At 72.6% G+C, this 19072-nt stretch carries 15 protein-coding genes and 1 pseudogene; 9 read left to right on the top strand and 7 right to left on the bottom strand.

Going from position 1 to position 19072, the window contains the following annotated elements; all coding sequences use genetic code 11:
* Positions 1-86: 86 nt before the first annotated feature.
* Genes MRQ36_RS13770 through MRQ36_RS13780 form a run of 3 tightly spaced genes read right to left on the bottom strand, consistent with a single transcriptional unit; the run spans position 87 to position 3365 of the window.
* Positions 87-1652, bottom strand: a complete 1566-nt coding sequence (locus MRQ36_RS13770; RefSeq protein ID WP_242795752.1) for an AMP-binding protein — start codon at positions 1650-1652, stop codon at positions 87-89.
* A gap of 43 nt (positions 1653-1695) precedes the next feature.
* Positions 1696-2910 (bottom strand): acyl-CoA dehydrogenase family protein, encoded by a 1215-nt coding sequence (locus tag MRQ36_RS13775; protein ID WP_242795754.1) that lies wholly within the window; start codon positions 2908-2910, stop codon positions 1696-1698.
* Positions 2911-2912: 2 nt separating this feature from the next.
* Entirely contained in the window at positions 2913-3365 is a 453-nt protein-coding gene (locus MRQ36_RS13780; protein ID WP_242795757.1) for an SCP2 sterol-binding domain-containing protein, read from the bottom strand.
* 77 nt (positions 3366-3442) lie between these two features.
* Here MRQ36_RS13780 and MRQ36_RS13785 point away from each other — a divergent pair, with 77 nt between their 5' ends.
* Positions 3443-4078, top strand: a complete 636-nt coding sequence (locus MRQ36_RS13785) for a TetR/AcrR family transcriptional regulator (RefSeq protein ID WP_242795759.1) — start codon at positions 3443-3445, stop codon at positions 4076-4078.
* 6 nt (positions 4079-4084) lie between these two features.
* On the opposite strand, the gene MRQ36_RS13790 is transcribed toward MRQ36_RS13785, so the two are convergent.
* Positions 4085-4912 (bottom strand): MaoC/PaaZ C-terminal domain-containing protein, encoded by an 828-nt coding sequence (locus MRQ36_RS13790; protein ID WP_242801089.1) that lies wholly within the window; start codon positions 4910-4912, stop codon positions 4085-4087.
* Positions 4913-5187: 275 nt separating this feature from the next.
* Entirely contained in the window at positions 5188-6546 is a 1359-nt protein-coding gene (locus tag MRQ36_RS13795) for a 3-oxoacyl-ACP reductase (protein ID WP_242795762.1), read from the bottom strand.
* A gap of 53 nt (positions 6547-6599) precedes the next feature.
* On the opposite strand from MRQ36_RS13795, the gene MRQ36_RS13800 reads away from it, so the two are divergent.
* Entirely contained in the window at positions 6600-7892 is a 1293-nt protein-coding gene (locus MRQ36_RS13800; protein ID WP_242795764.1) for an acetyl-CoA C-acetyltransferase, read from the top strand.
* Positions 7893-7951: 59 nt separating this feature from the next.
* Here the strand turns inward: MRQ36_RS13800 and MRQ36_RS13805 are convergent, their stop codons facing one another.
* Positions 7952-10282: a right-handed parallel beta-helix repeat-containing protein gene (locus MRQ36_RS13805; protein ID WP_242795765.1), complete on the bottom strand. Its 2331-nt coding sequence runs from the start codon at positions 10280-10282 to the stop codon at positions 7952-7954.
* 220 nt (positions 10283-10502) lie between these two features.
* On the opposite strand from MRQ36_RS13805, the gene MRQ36_RS33910 reads away from it, so the two are divergent.
* The 4 genes from MRQ36_RS33910 (at position 10503) to purB (ending at position 13939) form a co-directional block, all read left to right on the top strand.
* Positions 10503-11342, top strand: a complete 840-nt coding sequence (locus MRQ36_RS33910) for a TNT domain-containing protein (RefSeq protein ID WP_242795767.1) — start codon at positions 10503-10505, stop codon at positions 11340-11342.
* Positions 11343-11367: 25 nt separating this feature from the next.
* Positions 11368-11619: a hypothetical protein gene (locus tag MRQ36_RS13815; RefSeq protein ID WP_242795769.1), complete on the top strand. Its 252-nt coding sequence runs from the start codon at positions 11368-11370 to the stop codon at positions 11617-11619.
* A 194-nt stretch (positions 11620-11813) separates the two neighbouring features.
* Complete coding sequence (locus tag MRQ36_RS13820) at positions 11814-12461, top strand: hypothetical protein (protein WP_242795770.1); 648 nt, start codon at positions 11814-11816, stop codon at positions 12459-12461.
* A gap of 53 nt (positions 12462-12514) precedes the next feature.
* The gene (purB, locus tag MRQ36_RS13825) at positions 12515-13939 is read left to right on the top strand and encodes an adenylosuccinate lyase (RefSeq protein ID WP_242795772.1); all 1425 of its coding nucleotides are present in this window, start codon (positions 12515-12517) and stop codon (positions 13937-13939) included.
* Positions 13940-14044: 105 nt separating this feature from the next.
* Here purB and MRQ36_RS13830 read toward each other — a convergent pair whose 3' ends face one another.
* Entirely contained in the window at positions 14045-14503 is a 459-nt protein-coding gene (locus tag MRQ36_RS13830) for a YbjQ family protein (protein WP_242795774.1), read from the bottom strand.
* Between the two features lie 733 nt (positions 14504-15236).
* Here MRQ36_RS13830 and purS point away from each other — a divergent pair.
* From purS to purL, 3 genes and pseudogenes are all read left to right on the top strand, one after another.
* Entirely contained in the window at positions 15237-15500 is a 264-nt protein-coding gene (purS, locus tag MRQ36_RS13835) for a phosphoribosylformylglycinamidine synthase subunit PurS (protein WP_242795776.1), read from the top strand.
* Positions 15497-16180: a phosphoribosylformylglycinamidine synthase subunit PurQ gene (gene purQ / locus MRQ36_RS13840; RefSeq protein WP_242795778.1), complete on the top strand. Its 684-nt coding sequence runs from the start codon at positions 15497-15499 to the stop codon at positions 16178-16180. The genes purS and purQ overlap by 4 nt, the downstream gene beginning before the upstream one ends.
* 52 nt (positions 16181-16232) lie before the next feature.
* A pseudogene (gene purL, locus MRQ36_RS13845) lies at positions 16233-18641 on the top strand (phosphoribosylformylglycinamidine synthase subunit PurL); the annotation flags it as partial.
* Positions 18642-19072: the final 431 nt, after the last annotated feature.

A 19072-nucleotide genomic window follows, 5' to 3' on the forward strand; every position in this document is an offset into this window, starting at 1 on the left:
GAAAGGAAGACAGAACTGCCGGAACCGGCGCGATGGAAACCTATCACCGTGCGTAGGAGCCGTCTGTCCCCTGTGGGCTCAGCCGATCAGCCGTAGTAGCGACGCAGTTCCCGGCCGAGCACCTTGCCGGTGGCGTTGCGCGGCAGGTACTTCACGAAGATCACGTCGCGCGGCACGGAGAAGCGGGCCAGGTAGTGCCGGACGTACTCGCGGACCGCCTCCGGGTCGAGCGTCTCGCCGGGGTGCAGGCCGAGGAACGCGGCGAGGCGCTGGCCGTACTCGGGGTCGGGGACCCCGATGACCGCGGCCTCCCGGACCTGCGGCAGGCGGGTGAGCAGGTCCTCCACCTCGGAGGGGAAGACGTTCTCGCCACCGGAGACGATCATGTCGTCGGCCCGGCCGTCGACGAAGAGCAGACCGTCGGCGTTGACCCGGCCGAGGTCGCCGGTGTCGAGCAGGCCGTCGTGGGTCTCCCGCCGCGCCCCCGAGGTGTACCCCTCGAAGAGCATCTCGTTGCCCACGAAGATCCGCCCGACCCGGCCCTGCGGGACCGGGCGATCGGCGTCGTCCAGGATCTCCAGCCGGGTGCCGTGCGGTGGCCGGCCGGCCGTGGTGGGCGCCGCCCGCAGGTCCGCCGGGCCGGCGATGGAGGCCCAGGAGACCTCGGTCGAGCCGTACAGGTTGTAGAGGACGTCGCCGTAGCCGTCCATGAACCGGGTGGCCAGCCCGCCGGGCAGCGCGGAGCCGCTGACCGCGACCACCTTCAGCGGTGGCCGGGGAGTGGGCGGCGGCACCTCCAGCAGCCGTTGCAGCATCACCGGTACGGCGAAGAGCGCGTCGCACGGCTGGGCGGCCAGTGCGGCCAGCGTGGCGGCCGGGTCGAAGCGGCGGTGCAGCACGATGGTGGCGCGCAGCGCGAAGGCCACCTGCAGGGCCGCGTACCCCCAGGTGTGGAAGAGCGGGGCGGCGATCATCACGACGTCCCGGGCGTGCAGCGGGATCCGGTCGATGATCGAGACCAGCGGGCCGAAGCCGTGCGGGGTGGGGCGGCGGGCGCCCTTCGGTGCGCCGGTGGTGCCGGAGGTGAGCACGATGGTCCGGCCGTCCCGCTCCGGCGGCGTGAGCTGGTCACCGGGGAGCGCCCCGGCGATCAGCTCCTCGTGGGCCCGCTCGTCGACCCGAGACACGTCGGCGGGGAGACCGAGCACCCGTTCGGCGAACTCGGTGTCGTGCACCAGCACCCGCAGCGACTGTTCCTCCGCGACGGTGGCGAGCTGCGCGGCGGAGAGCCCGGTGTTCACCAGGACGGCGTCCGCGCCGAGCAGCATCGCCGCCACGATTGCCTCGATCAGGCCGTGGTGGTTGCGGCAGAGCACCCCGATCCGGTCCCCGGTCCGGACGCCGAGCCCGGCGCGCATGGACCGGGCCAGCCGTTCGGCCCGGTCCAGCAGCTCCTGGTACGTCAGCTCGACGCCCTGCTCGTCGACGACCGCGACCCGGCCCGGGTCCCGCGCGGCGGCCTGCCGCAGCTCACCGGCGAGACTCCAGCCCCACTTGCGCAGCGCGCCGAGCTGGGAGGCGACCCGGATCGGCCGGCCCGGGGTGAGCAGGCCGCGACGGGTCAGCGTGGTGACGATGAACGGCAGGTCCACGTCGCAGCCCTCCTTCTCCGAGCCCGGTCACCACGGGTCGCGGTCAGCGGATGTGCATTCCGGAGATGGCGCGGGAGATGACCAGTCGCTGGATCTCGGAGGTGCCCTCGAAGATGGTGTAGATCTTCGCGTCGCGGTACCAGCGTTCGACCGGGTGGTCGCGGAGGAAGCCCGCCCCGCCGAGCAGCTGCACCGCCCGGTCGGTGACCGACACCGCCACCTCGCCGGCTTTGAGCTTGGACATCGAGCCCTCGCCGGCGGTGAACGGGCGGTTGTTGCGCCCCATCCAGGAGGCCCGCCAGACCAGCAGCCGGGCCGCGTCGATCTCCATCTTCATGTCGGCGAGGGCGAATGCGACGGCCTGGTTGGAGATGATCGGGCGACCGAACTGGACCCGCTCCTTCGCGTAGTCCAGGGCGTACTCGTAGGCGGCCCGGGCCACGCCGAGCGCCTGCGCGCCGACCGTCGGCCGGGACAGCTCGAACGTCCGCATCGCCGCCTGGCCGGAGGCCCGCTGTCCGGAGCGGGCCCGGGCCAACCGCTCGTCCAGGGCCTCCTTGCCGCCGAGCAGGCAGCTCCCCGGCACCCGTACGTCGTCGAGGAAGACGTCGGCGGTGTGTGACGCGCGCAGCCCGAGCTTGCGCAGCTTGCGGGTCGCGTCGAGTCCCGGCGTCCCCGGCGGTACGACGAACGCCGCCTGTCCGCGCGAGCCGAGTTCGGGTTCGACGGAGGCGGTGACCACGTGCACCCCGGCGATCCCGCCGTTGGTGGCGTACGCCTTCTGCCCGCGCAGCACCCACTCGTCGGTGGCCTCGTGGTAGACGGCGCGGGTCCGCATGGCCCCGACGTCGGAGCCGGCCTCCGGCTCGGTGGTGCAGAACGCGGCGACGGCCGGCCGGTCGACGTCGCCGAAGCACTGCGGCACCCATTCGACCAGCTGGTCGGGGGTGCCGGCGCCGTAGATGGCGGCGACCGCGAGGGAGGTGCCGAAGATGCCCAGGCCGATGCCGGCGTCGCCCCAGAAGAGCTCCTCGCTGGCGATGGGCAGGGAGAGGCCGGTGGGGTCGGCCCAGCAGGTGGCGAGGAACTCGAAGCCGTAGAGGCCGACCTTCGCCGCCTCGGAGATGATCGGCCAGGGAGTCTCCTCCCGGGCGTCCCACTCGGCCGCGGCCGGGCGCACGACCTCGGCGGCGAAGCCGTGCACCCAGTCGCGCAGATCCCGCTGTTCCTCGTTCAGGTCGAGCGAGAACTCGGCCATGGTCAGGCCTTGGGGATGTCGAACAGGTTGGCGATGTTGGCGGCCAGGCCCAGGTCGCCCTTGGCCTTCAGCTTGCCGGTCATGAACATCATCACCGGGTTGGCGCCACCGGAAACGATCTTCAGGAACTCCACCGGGCCCATGGTGAGGCTCAGCTTCGGGTCGCGCTGCGCGCCCTCGTTGACCGTGCAGGTGCCGTTCTCGACGACCACCTCGTAGGTGTCGGTGCCACCGTCGGGGCGACCGGTGATGTTCCAGTGGATGACCGCGTTGGTGCTGCCGGCCCGGTCGGCGCGGAACAGCGACGGCATCCGGCCGAAGACCTCGCTGAGGACCTTGCCGCGCAGGTCGCCGGACATCACCTCGGCGATCTTGTCGTCGGGGGTGGACTTGACCAGCTGCGCGAACTCCTTGGGGCCGACGTTGGCGAAGTTGGCGGGGTCGAAGTCAGTCATGGGGGATGCACCTCTCGGGCGGTCCGACTTTGGCTACTCTGGCGTAACCCTACGCACGAGTAGGTATGCTCGCAAGGGTGTCCACCGCCCCGACGTTCAAGCGCCTGCCCCGGGCCGTACGCGAGCAGCAGATGCTCGACGCGGCCGTCAAAGTGTTCTCACGCAGGGGTTTCCATGCTGCCAGCATGGACGAGATCGCCGAAGACGCCGGCATCTCCAAACCCATGGTCTACGCGTACCTCGGCACGAAGGAAGAACTCTTCGTCGCCTGCCTGCACCGGGAGGGCACCCGGATGATGGAGGCGATCGCCGGCGCGGCCGTCCCCGACCTTCCCGCCGACGTCCGGCTCTGGCGCGGACTGCGCGCCTTCTTCGGGTTCGTCGGCGCGCACCGGGACGGCTGGGCGGTGCTCTACCGGCAGGCCCGCGGCGAGCAGCCCTTCGCCGGGGAACTGGCCACCATGCGTGGCCGGCTGGTCGAGGTGGTCGCCGGGATGCTCGACCACGCGCTGCGCGCCGAGGGGCGCGAGGCGAGCGCCACCGACCTGGAAGTGGTCGCGTACGCCCTGGTCGGGGCGACCGAGTCGCTGGCCGACTGGCTCGCCGACCACCCCGACGCCGACCCGGAGAAGACCGCCACCCGGATGATGAACGTCGCCTGGCTCGGCGCCGGCCAGCTCCTGCACGGCGTCACCTGGCGACCGGAGCAGTAGGACGGATCACCCCCGCAGGGTGCCGGTGAGGTGGGGGCGCCCGGTGCGCGCGTCGTGCAGGGCGAAGTCCCAGGCGGGGCCGGCACTGAAGGCGACCGTCGAGGGCAGCGGCACGGGCAGCTTGAACGCCACGTCGACCGTCCAGGCGTCCGGCAGCCGGTTCTCCAGCGCCGCCAGGCAGCGGGCCTTGCTCCACATCCCGTGCGCGATCGGCCGGGGGAAGCCGAACAGCCGCGCCCCCAGCTTCGAGGTGTGGATCGGGTTGTGGTCGCCGGAGACCCGGGCGTAGTCCGTACCGATCCGGGGGGTGAGCCGCCACTGCGCGGCGGCGGCCGGCGGGGTCGGCCGGTCACCCCGGTCGCGCCGGGCACCGCCGCCGGGCGTGCGCTCCTTCCCGAGGTACGTCGAGACGCCGCGCCACACCTCCTCCCCGTCGACCGACCCGACGAGCACCACGTCGAGCTGCCGCCCCCGGTCGTGCGGGCGCAGGTTCTCCGCGTACGTCCGGAAGGCCAGCGTCTCGCCGGCGTCGACCGGCCGGTGCACGGTGATCCGGTTGGCCACGTGCACCACCCCGGTCAGTGGGATCGGGAAGCCCGGCGCGGTCATCAGCCGCAGCGCCAGCGGAAACCCCAGCACGTGCGGGTACGTCCCCGGCAGCCGGTCGGTCAGCCGGAACCCGCAGACCCGGTCGTAGTCGGCCAGGTGGGCCCGGTCGACGGTGACACCGCCGACGGCGAGTTCCAGCGCGGGGACGCTGTCGCCGCGCCGGCCGCCGACACCGGGCAGCGCGCCGAGCAGGGCCCGGCGGTAGAGCGCGCCGGCCGCCGGCATCCGGGGCAGCTCCTCCACGGTCCGGCCGGCCGGCGTGGGCGTCGCGGTCCCGCTCCCGCTCCCGGTCTCGCTCACGTCGAGCGCGGAGAGGTCCCGGGTGGCCTCGCCGTCCGTCGACAGCTCCCCGGTGGCGTACCGGCTGAGGTCGTGGGTGGCCAGTTCCCCGACCGCGTCGGGGGTGACCACGAGGCCCGAGAGGTCGCGGGTCGGGCCGTCGATCAGTTCGTGCACCGACAGTTCCTCGTCCGGCGTGCGCCGGTCCTTCCGCTTCGCCATCACGCCCCCAACAGGCTCTGGCCGCAGACCCGGACCACGTTGCCGCTGACCGCGCCGCTGGCCGGCCAGGCCAGCCAGCCGATCGTCTCGGCCACGTCCACCGGCAGCCCGCCCTGGGCGAGGCTGTTCATCCGGCGGCCCGCCTCGCGCAGCATCAGCGGGATCCGCGCGGTCAGCCGGGTCTCGATGAAGCCGGGCGCGACCGCGTTGACGCTGATGCCGCGTTCGCGCAGCACCGGGGCGAGCGAGTCGACCAGCCCGATCACGCCGGCCTTGCTGGTGGCGTAGTTGGTCTGGCCCCGGTTGCCGGCAATACCGGCGATCGAGGAGACCGCGACGATCCGGCCGCCGGCCGGGATCAGGTCCCGCGCCAGCAGCACGTCGTTGATCCGTTCCTGGCTGGAGAGGTTGACGTCGATGACGGAGTCCCACCGGTCGGCGTCCATCCGGCCGAGGGTCTTGTCCCGGGTGATGCCGGCGTTGTGCACCACCGCGTCGACCCGGCCGTGCCGGTCGGCGAGGTGCTTCGCGAGCCGGTCGGGGGCGTCCGGGGCGGTCAGGTCGAGCTGCACGGCGCTGCCGCCGATCTCGTTCGCCACCGCGGCCAGCTCGTCACCGGCGGCGGGGACGTCCAGGGCGACGACCTGGGCGCCGTCCCGGGCGAGCACCCGCGCGAGGGCCGCGCCGATGCCGCGCGCCGCGCCGGTGACCAGCACGACCTGGCCGTCCAGCGGCCGGTCCCAGTCGGCCGGGGGCCGGGCGGTGCCGGCACCGACCGGGACGACCTGCCCCGAGACGTACGCGGAGCGCCCGGACAACAGGAAGCGCAGGGTCGACTCCAGGCTGGTGAGGGTGCCGGCGTCGGCGTCCTTCGTCACGTACACGAGTTGGGCGGTGACGCCCCGGCCGAACTCCTTGCCGATGCTGCGGGTGAGCCCTTCCAGGGCGCGCTGGGCGGTCGCCTCGCGGGGCGTGCCGCACTCGGCGGGCGGGGTGCCCAGCACGATCACCCGGCCGCTGGGCAGCACCGACCGGGCCTGCGGGTGGAAGAAGTCGTAGAGCTGCCGCAGCTCGGTGGAGTCGGTGATGCCGGTGGCGTCGTACACCAGGGCGGCGTAGCGTGCCGTGGCGTCGGTGGCCGCGACCGGATCGCGCAGCTCGACCCCGGCGAAGGTCAGCAGCTTGGTGACCTGCTCGGTGAGCCGGCTGCCGTCGGCGGCACCGAGCAGGACCGGCCCGGGGACGAGCGGGTCGCCCGGCGTGTGCCGGCGCAGTCGAGGCGGGTCGGGCAGCCCGAGGCGCTTGACCAGCGCGCGACCGGCCCCCGATTGGACGAAGCTCGCGTACCTGTCCGTCATGGGCGTAGCCTACTGGCCAGTAGGTTCGGACAAAAGCGTGGAGGAGGCCGATCGTGCAGAGTGTCCGGCGGGTGGCGGTCATCGGGGGCAACCGCATCCCCTTCGCCCGGTCCAACTCCCGCTATGCCAGCGCGTCCAACGCGGACCTGCTCGGCGCGGCCCTGGACGGGCTGGTGGCCCGCTTCGGGCTGGCCGGCCAGCGGGTCGGCGAGGTGGTCGCGGGCGCGGTGCTCAAGCACTCCCGGGACTTCAACCTCGCCCGCGAGGTGGTGCTCGGCTCCAGGCTGGACCCGCACACCCCCGCGTACGACATCCAGCAGGCCTGCGGCACCGGCCTGGAGGCGGCGATCCTGGTCGCCAACAAGATCGCCCTCGGGCAGCTCGAGGTCGGCATCGCCGGTGGCGTGGACACCACCTCCGACGCGCCGCTGGCGATCAACGAGGACCTGCGCCGTACGCTGCTGCGGCTCAACTCCGCCCGGACCCTCGGCGAGCGGCTGAAGGTCGCCGCGAAGCTCCGCCCGCACCAGCCGTTCCGGCCGGAGATCCCGCGCAACGCGGAACCGCGTACCGGGCTGTCGATGGGGGAGCACGCGGCCCGGACGGCGCTGCGCTGGGACGTCGACCGGCAGGCCCAGGACGAGCTGGCGCTCCGCTCGCACCAGCGCCTCGCGGCCGCGTACGACCGGGGTTTCTTCGACGACCTGCTGACCCCCTACCTGGGGCTGACCCGCGACCAGAACCTCCGCCCGGACACCACCCTGGAGAAGCTCGGCTCGCTCAAGCCGGTCTTCGGCACCCGTGGCCCGGACGCCGAGCGGGCCACCATGACCGCCGGCAACTCCTCGCCGCTCACCGACGGCGCCTCGACGGTGCTGCTGGCCTCCGAGGAGTGGGCGCGCGCGCACAGCTTGCCGGTGCTGGCCTGGTTCAGCTGGTCGGAGACCGCCGCCGTCGACTTCGTGCACGGCGACGAGGGCCTGCTGATGGCCCCCGCGTACGCCGTGCCCCGGCTGCTGCACCGGGCCGGGCTGACCCTGCAGGACTTCGACTTCTACGAGATCCACGAGGCGTTCGCCGCGCAGGTGCTGGCCACCCTGGCGGCGTGGGAGTCGGCGGAGTTCTGCTCCGACCGGCTCGGGTTGGACGCGCCGCTCGGGTCGATCGACCGGGACCGGCTCAACGTCACCGGCTCCTCGCTGGCCGCTGGGCACCCGTTCGCGGCCACCGGCGGGCGGATCGTCGCCACCCTGGCCAAGCTCCTCGCCGAGAAGGGGAGCGGGCGGGGCCTGATCTCCATCTGCGCGGCCGGCGGCCAGGGCGTCACGGCGATCCTGGAACGGTGAGACACACCGACGCCCGCCCCGAGGAGATCCGGGGCGGGCGTCGGACGTGCCGGTGCGGCTCAGCCGAGGGTGAACTTCTCCCACGCGCCGATGGTGGTGCGGTTGGCGATCAGCGGCTTCGCGCCGGCGCTCTCCGCGGTGACGTAGCGCCCGTTCACGGCGGCCTTCAGGGACACCGTGCCGCCACTGTTGCGGACCAGGGTGAACCGCTCCCAGGCGCCGACCGACGTCCGGTTGGCGATCAGCGGCAGGGTGCCACTGCTGTCGGCGCTCACGAAGCGGTTGTCCGCCCGGGCGAAGATGCCGATCTGGCCGTTGCCGAGGTCGACCAGGTCGAACCGCTCCCACGGGCCGACACTGGTCCGGCTCGCGATCAGGGGCTTCGCGCCGGCACTGTCGGCGGTGACGTACCGGCTGTTGGCGCCGGCCTTCAGCGACCGGTCCGTGTCCGTGACGGTGACCCGGTAGAACTTCTGGTCGGTGCCGACCGTGGTGGCGTTGGCGATCAGTGCCGTGGTGGCGTTCGCCGGCGCGGTCACGTACCGGCCGCTGGCGATGGCCCTGAGACTGATCGTGCCGTCGGTGTTGCGGACCTGGGTGAACCGTTGATTGGTGGTCACCAGCGTGCCGCCGGCGGTGACCGCCTGGACACCCGCGAAGTCGGCGGCGAGATACTGCCCTTTCGCGCGCCAGAAGAGCGCGATCTGCCCGCTGCCGGCGTCCACCACGTCGAACTGGCCCGTCGCGTCCAGGGCCGGGCGGTCACCGCTCAACCCCGGCCAGGGGGCCGCCAGCGAACCGACGTACCGCAGACCGGAGAGGGTGAGCAGGCCCACGGTCCCGGTACGCGGCAGCACGCTCGCCTGCTGCGAGGCGGCGTCGTGCCGACCGTCGGTCCCGGTCACGACCAGGTAGACGTTGAAGGTGCCGCGGGTGGCGTACCGGTGGGTGGCGATCGGGGTTGCCTGGGTCGTGCTGGTGCCGTCGCCCCAGTCGAACTGGTAGGAGGCGATCGGCGCGACACCCGACCCGGAGGAGGAGGCGTCGGCCGTCACCGCGCCCGCACCGAGGTCCAGCGCCAGGCTGATCCGGGCCTGCGGTCCGCGAATGGTCTCCAGGGCACCCCGGTCGGCGTACGTCACCGGTCCGGCGCCGGTGTCCGCCACCGCCGGATCGTCGACGCGTGCCCTACCCACCCGGTCGGTGGTCGGGTAACCGGGGGCGGCCGAGTTCGCCGAGTCGTAGTTGGCCCTCGGGTCCCCGGTCTCCAGGTCGTGGGCGGCCTGACCGGATGCGGCTTGGAAATCCGCCAGGCTCAGTTGGGCGCCGTTCCAGGCATAGAGCGTGGGATAGCCCGAGCGGTAGTGGTCGAGGGTGTTGTAGTCGACCACGGTGTCCCGGACGGCCTCGTCATGGACTCCCAGCAGGACCCCGTGCCGCACCGTGTCGGTGCAGTATTCGGTGCCGAGCGGACTGCCGTAGGTGACGAGGTTGTTCTGCACCGAGACCCCGGTGGAGGCCCCGTCGACCCGGATGCTGTCTAGGCAGCGATCCTCCACCGTGTTGTTGGTGATCGCTGTGCCGGTGGCGCCGTGGTTGTGGATGCCGTAGCCCCGCCCGCCGGCGATCTGGTTGTTGGCCACCACGGTGCCGTCCGCGCCGGCCTCGACCGTGATGGCCGCGCCGGTGAAGTGGTCGATGTCGTTCCCGACGATCGTGTTGTCGTCGCCCTCGACGCGGATGCCGACGCCGTGGTCGGCGTCGTCCGGCAGGCTCGCCGTCACCGTCATCGCGCTGATCTTCACGCCGGTGGTGGCGGCGTCCAGGGTCACTCCGGCCAGGAGTGGCCGCCCGCTGACGTTGCCGCGGGTCAGGGACGACCGGTTGACGCCGACGAGCCGCACGGCGGGTACGGACGCTCCGTCGGCGACCCCGAAGCCGCCGCCCTCGACGGTGATGCCCGATGCGTCGCGGAGGTCGAGAGCGGGTGCCTCCATCGCCCCGACGACCTGGAACCGCTGGATCGTGACGTCGTGCTCGCCGGCGACTGTGATCCCGGCCGTCGGTCCGGCCAGGACTGCTGTCATGGTCGATGAGGAGCTGCGGAAGACGATCGGCTCATCCGGGGTGCCGGAACTGGCGATGGTCACCCGTTCCCGGTAGGTGCCGGATCCGACGTCGACCGTCTGGCCGGCGGTGACCGCGGCGGCGGCCGGCTTGATCGTGCAGAACGGCTGTGCCAGGGTGCCCGGCCCGGTGTCGGAGCAGGCGGTGGAGAGCTGGCGGACGTAGAAGACCGTCGGGTCGGCGGCCTGGGCCGGTGCGGCGGAGAGCAGGGTGCCGCCGGTGAGCGCGACGGCCGCGAGGCCGGCGAGCAGGGGTTTGCGCATGTGTGTCCTCGGAGGGAGGAAGAAGGATTCGGCTCGGCCGAAGTCAGATCGGGCGATGATCTCGTGATCGCGGGGCGCCCGCCGTCCCGGGCGACATAAGCGACACGTGGCTACCAGGTGACGGATTCCCTATCAGGTAGTGAAAGGTACATAAGCTCACATTCATGTTGAGAACCACCCACGATGGAGGCACCGATTGTCCTCAACTGGGAGGTTCTGAGTGAAAACGCGACGTTGGTTGCTGGCCGTCGTCTCCGGTGCGGCCCTGATCCTGGTGCCCGGCGCCGCCCAGTCGGCGGCCCCGAGCGCGGCCGTCCGGGCCGCCACCCTCGCCGGCGCCGGCTCCGGCGACCTGGACCCCGACCGGCAGGGTGCCCCGCAGAGCCGGCCGCCGCAGCCTCCGCCCGGCGGCAGCCTCTGCGTCCCCGGCACCCCGCCGAACGCCCCGCAGACCACCGTCTTCTACGGCGGCGACCCGCTATTCGGGCCGGCGCAGTTGCCCACCGCCTCCCCGGTCGGCCCGCTGCTCGCCGGATACGAACGGTTCGGCGCGCAGAGCCAGGTCGAGTGGGTGCAGAACTACACCACCCAGACCACGCCCAACAAGCTGATCTTCCCGCCCGGGAACGGTTTCGTGCTCGGCCCGCACGGCGAGCAGGTGAAGACCCGGCAGAGCATGCTCCCCGGCTACCGCCTCGACCGCTTCGGTTTCCCCGGCGGGTCCTTCCTGGCCCCGCTCGGCACCCCGTTCAGCGCCCGCTCGCTGGCCCCGCAGAGCCTGAACACGCCGGCCAACGCGCCGCTGGCGAACTACCACACCTACTGCGTGCTGAAGACGTTCGACGTGGACTCCGGCCCGATCGCGCCGTGGTTCGCCCAGACCGGCCTGGGTACGCAGTTCCAGTTGAACGCGGCGTACCTGCCGCAGGCGGGCGGCTCGGTCAGCGTCCAGTGGCTGCTCGACCACCAGTTCATCGTCGAGGAATACCTGGACGGCGTCTGCACCACCACCAGCGTGCCCCGGCAGTCCAGCACACCGGTCCCCGGGTACGTCTGCTGACCGTGGCACCGACAGGAGGTCGAGGATGGACCGGCACCAGGTCCGGGCGGCCCTGCTGGCGACGGGACTCTCGCCGGACGCCTTCGAGTTGGAGGACGTGCACGAGCACGTACCGGTCCCGCCCGACTTCTGGTTCCTCCGCCGCGCGCCCGCCGGTGGATGGGAGATCGGCGCCTACGAGCGCGGCGTGTACGACGTCCGGGGCACCTTCGACACCGAGGAGGCCGCCTGCGCGGCCCTCTGGACCGCCCTGACCGGCCGGCCCGCACCGACCTGAGCGACCGACGACAGACAGCTCCTGGCAGTCCCCGCACGGGGGGCTGCCAGGAGCTGTGTCGGCCGGATGCACCTGCCCACTGCGCGCCGATCCGGTCACCGGGTGCGCGCTCCGGAGCGGTGTTGCCGGCCGTCCCTACGCTGACCCCGACCGCTCGGATCTCGGCGTGGGCGGCATACCCGAGGGGACCCCTGATGTCCGGTCGAGCCCTGCCCCGTACCCCTGTCCTCGCCCTGGTCGCCGTGCTGGCGGTCGCCGGCTGCGGAGCCACCGGCAAGAGCGCCACGGAGTCCACCGCCAGCACGTCGGTCACCGGGGCCCCGGACGACGCGTCGGCCGGATCCGGCACCCTCACCATCGACGGGTCGACGCCGGCCGGCACGCCCACCACCAGCGGCGGCGGCTCGACCGGCGGCGGCACGACGGGCGGTGGCACGACCGGCGGCGGTTCGACGGGCGGTGGCTCGACCGGCGGGGGCACCGGGAGCAGTGGCGGGAAGTCCGGGTCGACCACGAGCAGCGGTCCTGCCATCACCTACTTCCGGGTCGCCAGGCAGCCGTCCTGCCCGGCCGGCACCAGCGCCAACCCGATCGCCGGCACGCCGGTCGTGGTCGAGTGGAAGACCGGCAACGTCGACTCCGTCGCCCTCTCCGTCGACGGCCCCGGCGTGTACGCCGACAACTACCCGCCCAGCGGCAGCGAGACGCTGAACTTCCCCTGCTCCGGGGCCGACGGCAGCACCCAGCGGCACACCTACCTGCTGACCGTCCGCAACGCGCACGGCAAGGCGACGAAGACCCTGGTGGTGAGCGCGACCGTGCACGACGTGCCCACGGTGTGACGGGTCCCGGGCTGGGCGGCGACCCGCCCCGGCGGTGCGAAAGAATGCGGTACGTGACGACGATCCCGAACGTGCTCGCCAACCGGTACGCCTCACCCGAACTGGTCGCCCTCTGGTCGCCGGAGGAAAAGGTACGCATGGAACGGCGGCTCTGGCTCGCCGTGTTGAAGGCCCAGCGGGACCTCGGGGTGAGCGTGCCGGACGGGGTGGTCGAGGCGTACGAGCGGGTCGTCGACGACGTCGACCTGGCCTCCATCGCGGCGCGGGAGCGGGTCACCCGGCACGACGTGAAGGCCCGGATCGAGGAGTTCAGCGCGCTCGCCGGGCACGAGCACGTGCACAAGGGGATGACCTCCCGCGACCTCACCGAGAACGTCGAGCAGCTCCAGGTGCGCGCCTCGCTGGAGCTGATCCGGGACCGGCTGGTCGCCGCGCTGGTCCGGCTGGCCTGGCACGCCAACGAGTACTCCGGCGTGGTGATGACCGGACGGTCGCACAACGTGGCCGCGCAGGCCACCACGCTGGGTAAGCGGTTCGCCTCGGCCGCCGAGGAACTGCTGATCGCGTACGAGCGGCTGACGGACCTGATCGACCGGTATCCCCTGCGCGGCATCAAGGGGCCGGTGGGCACCGCCGCCGACCAGCTCGACCTCTTCGACTCCGACGCCGGGAAGGTGGCCGAGCTGGAGCGCCGGGTCGCCGGGCACCTGGGCTTCGCGCGGGTGCTGGACAGCGTCGGCCAGGTCTATCCGCGGTCGCTGGACTTCGACGTGCTCGCCGCGCTGGTCCAGGTGGCCGCCGCGCCGTCGTCGCTGGCCACCACGATCCGCCTGATGGTCGGCCAGGAGCTGGTCACCGAGGGTTTCAAGCCCGGCCAGGTGGGCTCCAGCGCGATGCCGCACAAGATGAACACCCGCTCGTCGGAGCGGATCAACGGCTTCGCGGTGATCCTCCGGGGCTATCTGTCCATGGTCGGCGAGTTGGCCGGTGACCAGTGGAACGAGGGGGACGTCTCCTGCTCGGTGGTCCGTCGGGTCGCCCTGCCGGACGCGTTCTTCGCCGCCGACGGGCTGTTCCAGACCTTCCTCACCGTGCTGGACGAGTTCGGCCCTTACCCGGCGGTCATCAACCGGGAGCTGGAGCGCTTCCTGCCGTTCCTGGCGACCACGAAGATCCTGGTCGCAGCGGTGCGGCGGGGCGTCGGCCGGGAGGTCGCGCACGAGGTGATCAAGGAGCACGCGGTCGCCGTCGCGCTCGCCATGCGGGAACAGGGCGCCGGAGAGAACGACCTCTTCGACCGCCTGGCGGCGGACGGCCGCCTCGGCCTCTCCCGCCCCGAGATCGACGCCCTCGTCGCCGACCGCAACGCCTTCGTGGGTGCCGCAGCCACCCAGATCGACCACGTCACCGCCCGCATCACCAAGATCGCCGAAACCCACCCCCAGGCCGCCGCCTACACCCCACCCCCCATCCTCTGACCCCACCCCGCCTCCAAGGCGTTGATCATGAGGTTGGCGGCGGGATTGATCTCCATTGCTGCCGCTAACCTCATGATCAACACGGCGGGGCTCGAGATGGGTGGGTCAGTCGCGGGTGGGGGTTTCGGCGGCGGAGGAGAGGTTGGGGGCGCTGGCGGGTTCGGCGATACCGCCGGGTGCCCCCGTGATCTCCGGCTCGTGGGCCGTCTCGGCGGCGACCATGGGCTGGTCCGCGGGCATGACGTCCGGCATCTTGGGTACGACGATCACCGCTGTCCCGTACGCGCAGATCTCCATCCACATCTCGCCGCAGTCCCGGCTGTCGAAGCGCATCCCGATCACGGCGTTGGCGCCGAGTCGCTGCGCCTCCTCGCCGAGCCGGGCCACCGAGTCGGTACGCCAGCGGGTGAGGTTGTCCGGCGCCATCGGGTCGTACGCGCCGCCGCGCAGGTTCTTCACGCCCTCGCGGTAGGGGTTCCGGGTCCTGGCCATCGAGGACACCACTTCGCCGAGGATCTGGCGGATCTCGTAGCCGGGCAGTTGATCCGTCGTCACGACCAGCACGGTTCCGATGCTGTCATCCGGCGGGCGACACGTTCGTGAGGCTTGTTCACCTGATCGGATGCTGCAAAACGACGCGCCGAGGTCGGACCGGCCCTGCCGGGTCGGACCAGTGGCACGAGGGCCGGACGGGTGGCACGAGGGTCGGACCGGTCGCAGCAGGGCCGGACAGGTCGCACGAGGGTCGGACCAGTCGCAGCAGGGCCGGACCGGCCGTGCTGGGGTCGGATCGGTCATGCAGAGCCGGACCGGCCCTATCCGCGGCCGGACCGGCCCGGTGGGGCGGGAAGTGTCGGAGATCGGCCACTCCACCCGGCCGCCCCCGACCGCGTCCGGATCCAGCCGGATGCCCCGGAAGGCCCCATCGGTCCGGAAGGTGAGTCCGGCTCGACCCGATCGGCCCGGCGGCCCGGCGCGGGCCCCGTCCGGCCGCCCCGCGCGACCGTCCGGCATGGAGCGCCGCCGATGCCGCCGGACCGCCGAACGGCCCCCGACATGCGATAGCGCGACGACCGCCGATGTAACGATTCGGCCTCCGTGGCAGCCCTGTACTGCCTGGTAACGGCACGTTCCGCGCACGCGGGGACACCGCTCGCAGCGACCCCCGACCGGTTACGTCGATCACTGTCCGAACCGCGCCCGGCCGGTGCGTCCAGGGCGGTATCTGCCAGGTAGGCTGGCTGCGCTCGCCCGTTGTGGGTCGGCACCCAACTGCGTACACAGTCAGGAGTGCCCAGTGCCTCGCGTCGTCGTCGACGTCATGCTCAAGCCCGAGATCCTCGATCCTCAGGGCCAGGCCGTCGCAAACGCGCTGCCCCGGCTCGGCGTCAGCGACGTCGCCTCTGTCCGGATCGGCAGGCGGATCGAGATCGATTTCACCGGTGAACCGGACCTGGACCGCGCCCGGGAGATCGCCGACAAGCTGCTCGCCAACCCGGTCATCGAGGACTTCACCGTCCGCCTGGTCGAGGCCGACGAGACCGTGGACGCGCACCCGTGACCGCCCGGGTCGGTGTGGTGACCTTCCCCGGCTCGCTCGACGACGGCGACGCGGCCCGGGCCGTCCGGATCGCGGGCGCCGAGCCGGTCCGGCTCTGGCACGGCGACCCGGAGCTGCACGGGGTGGACGCCGTCGTCCTCCCGGGTGGCTTCTCCTACGGTGACTACCTGCGCTGCGGCGCCATCGCCCGGTTCGCCCCGGTGATGGGGACGATCGTGGACGCGGCCCGGGGCGGCCTGCCGGTCCTCGGCATCTGCAACGGCTTCCAGATCCTCTGCGAGGCCCACCTGCTGCCCGGTGCGCTCACCCGCAACCAGCACCTGCACTTCCGCAACCGGGACCAGGTGCTGCGCATCGAGTCCGCCGGCACCGCCTGGACCAACGCGTTCCAGCCGGGCCAGGAGGTGCTCGTCCCGGTCAAGAACGGCGAGGGCTGCTATGTCGCCGACGCCGCGACGCTGGACCAGCTCGAGGCCGAGGGCCGCGTCGTCGCCCGCTACCTGGGCGGCAACCCCAACGGTTCGCAGCGCGACATCGCCGCGATCACCAACCAGGCCGGCAACGTGGTCGGCATCATGCCGCATCCCGAGCACGCGGTGGAGGCCCTCACCGGTCCCTCCCTCGACGGTCTCGGCTTCTTCACCTCGGTGTTGAAGCACCTGGTGGGGGCGCCGGCGTGAGCACGGTTCGGCGCAACCGCCCGCAGGGCGGCGAGCGCAGCGAGGAGACTTCATGACCACCCATCCGGACCCGGCCGTACGGGAGACACCGGGCGCCTTCCCGGCCGCCCCGGCGGATCCGCGTGCGGCCTCCGTGGTGCCGCAGGCCGGCCCGGCCGACGACTGGACGCTCGGTGTGGACACCGTGCCGCAGGCGGCCGGCACGCCGGAGGAGCTCCAGCCGTACGCCGAGCTGGGCCTGCGCGACGACGAGTACGAGCGCATCCGGCACATCCTGGGTCGTCGTCCCACCCAGGCCGAGCTGGCCATGTACTCGATCATGTGGAGCGAGCACTGCTCCTACAAGTCCAGCAAGGTGCACCTGCGCCAGTTCGGTGAGAAGGCCCCGCCGAGCGACCGGATGCTCGCCGGCATCGGCGAGAACGCCGGTGTGGTGCAGATCTCCGACGAGCTGGCGGTGACCTTCAAGGTCGAGTCGCACAACCACCCGAGCTTCGTCGAGCCGTACCAGGGTGCGGCGACCGGCGTGGGCGGCATCGTCCGCGACATCCTCGCCATGGGCGCCCGCCCGGTCGCGGTGATGGACCCGCTGCGGTTCGGCGCGGCCGACCACCCGGACACCGCCCGGGTGCTGCCCGGCGTGGTCGCCGGCGTCGGCGGCTACGGCAACTGCCTGGGTCTGCCCAACATCGGCGGTGAGGTCGTCTTCGACCCCTGCTACCAGGGCAACCCGCTGGTCAACGCGCTCTGCCTCGGCGTGCTGCCGGTCAACCGGCTGCAGCGCAAGGAGGCCGCCGGCCCCGGCAACGTGGTCGTGCTGATGGGTGCCCGGACCGGCCGCGACGGCATCGGCGGCGTGTCGGTGCTGGCCAGCGCCACCTTCGACGAGGGCAGCGAGCAGCGCCGCCCGTCGGTGCAGGTCGGCGACCCGTTCATGGAGAAGCTCCTCATCGAGGCATGCTTGGAGCTGTACGATGCCGAGCTGGTCGTCGGCATCCAGGACCTCGGCGGCGCGGGTCTGACCTGCGCGCTCACCGAGACCGCCGCCTCCGCCGGCACCGGCATGCGGGTCTGGCTGGAGCGGGTCCCGCTGCGCGAGGCGTCGATGACGCCGCACGAGATCCTGGCCAGCGAGTCCCAGGAGCGGATGCTGCTGGTGGTCGCCCCGGACAAGCTGGAGGCGGTGCTCAAGACCGCCGAGAAGTGGGGCGTCTGGGCCACCGCCATCGGCGAGGTCACCGCACCGTCCCCGGACGGCCAGCCCGGCCGCCTGGTGATCACCTGGCGCGACCAGCTGGTGGTGGACGTGCCGCCGGGTTCGCTGGTGGACGACGGTCCGGTCTACGCCCGCCCGATGCGGGAGCCGGCCGACCTGATCCTGCTCCAGGCCGACCGGGCGGAGACCCTGCCCCGGCCGAGCGACCCGGACGCGCTCCGGGAGACCGTGCTGCGGATGATCGCGTCGCCGAACCTGGCCGACAAGACCTGGGTCACCGAGCAGTACGACCGCTACGTCCTGGGCAACACCGTGCTGGCCCAGCCGGAGGACTCCGGGGTGATCCGGATCGACGAGCGGACCGGTCTCGGCGTCGCCCTGTCGCTCGACGGCAACGGCCGGTACGCCCGCCTCGACCCGTACCACGGGACGAAGCTCGCGCTGGCCGAGGCGTACCGGAACGTGGCGGTGACCGGCGCGAAGCCGATCGCCGTGACCAACTGCCTCAACTTCGGCTCGCCGGAGGACCCGGGCGTGATGTGGCAGTTCGCCGAGGCCGTGCGCGGCCTGGCGGACGGCTGCCTGGAGCTGGGCATCCCGGTGACCGGCGGCAACGTCAGCTTCTACAACCAGACCGGGGCCGCGGCGATCCACCCGACCCCGGTGGTCGGTGTCCTCGGCGTGCTGGACAACGTCGCCGACCGGGTGCCGATGGGCTTCGTGCCGCGGCCCGGCGGCGACCACGACCAGCTCTTCCTGCTCGGTGAGACGCACGTGGAGCTCTCCGGCTCGGAGTGGGCCTGGGTCACCCACGAGCACCTGGGTGGCATCCCGCCGCAGGTCGACCTGGCCCGTGAGCGGCAGCTCGGCGAGCTGCTGGCCGAGGCGGCCCGGGTCGGGCACGTCAGCTCGGCGCACGACCTCTCCGACGGTGGTCTCGCGCAGAGCCTGGTCGAGTCCTGCCTGCGGCGCGGGGTCGGCGCCCGGATCGCGCTGCCGGAGCACTTCACCGGCGGGTCGATGCCGTTCGTCTACCTGTTCAGCGAGTCCGCGGGACGGGTCCTGGTGTCGGTGCCGCGCGGGCACGAGAAGGCGTTCACCGCGCTCTGCGGCGAGCGCGGGGTGCCGTGGGAGTTCATCGGGGTCACCGACCCGGCCGGTGGTGCCCTGGAGGTGCACGGCCAGTTCCGGATCGGCCTGGACGAGCTGCGCGCCGCGCACACCGCGACGCTGCCGCGCCTGTTCGGCACCGAGGCACCGGCCCAGGTGGCGGTGGAGGCGACCCGGACCGGGACGACCACCGTCCTCCCGGCCACCGCCGAGCAGCCGGTGGACGTACCGGTGGCCCGGCCCACCACGGAGTCCCGGTCCGCCGAGGCGACCGTCCCAGCGACCGGGGAGACCAAGCCGGCTGACGCCGGCACCGTCTCGGACGAGCCGCGGGACGGGCGCGAGGCCGGCGAACCGCGCGCAACCACCGACGTCCGCGATGCGGCGGACGCCGGTGAGGGCGCGGGCACCCGTGACGCCACGGACACCGACGACGCCACGGGTCCGCGTGCCGCCACGGACAGCCGGGAGGCCACGGAACCGCGCGCGGCCACGGATGCCCGTGATGCGGCGGGCGCCGGTGACGGCTCGGTCTCCCCGGCCGGGGAGACCGGCGACAGCACGGC

It is taken from the genome of Micromonospora sp. R77 (assembly GCF_022747945.1).
Classification (GTDB): domain Bacteria; phylum Actinomycetota; class Actinomycetes; order Mycobacteriales; family Micromonosporaceae; genus Micromonospora.

What these genes read in the sequence shown, in the direction of transcription:
- MRQ36_RS13790 (WP_242801089.1), bottom strand. Translation starts at nt 4,912, where the DNA reads ATGCCGGCGGCCGGCGCGCTCTACCGCCGGGCCCTGCTCGGCGCGCTG.
- MRQ36_RS13775 (WP_242795754.1), bottom strand. Translation starts at nt 2,910, where the DNA reads ATGGCCGAGTTCTCGCTCGACCTGAACGAGGAACAGCGGGATCTGCGC.
- MRQ36_RS13780 (WP_242795757.1), bottom strand. Translation starts at nt 3,365, where the DNA reads ATGACTGACTTCGACCCCGCCAACTTCGCCAACGTCGGCCCCAAGGAG.
- MRQ36_RS13805 (WP_242795765.1), bottom strand. Translation starts at nt 10,282, where the DNA reads ATGCGCAAACCCCTGCTCGCCGGCCTCGCGGCCGTCGCGCTCACCGGC.
- MRQ36_RS13815 (WP_242795769.1), top strand. Translation starts at nt 11,368, where the DNA reads ATGGACCGGCACCAGGTCCGGGCGGCCCTGCTGGCGACGGGACTCTCG.
- MRQ36_RS13820 (WP_242795770.1), top strand. Translation starts at nt 11,814, where the DNA reads ATGTCCGGTCGAGCCCTGCCCCGTACCCCTGTCCTCGCCCTGGTCGCC.
- MRQ36_RS13795 (WP_242795762.1), bottom strand. Translation starts at nt 6,546, where the DNA reads ATGACGGACAGGTACGCGAGCTTCGTCCAATCGGGGGCCGGTCGCGCG.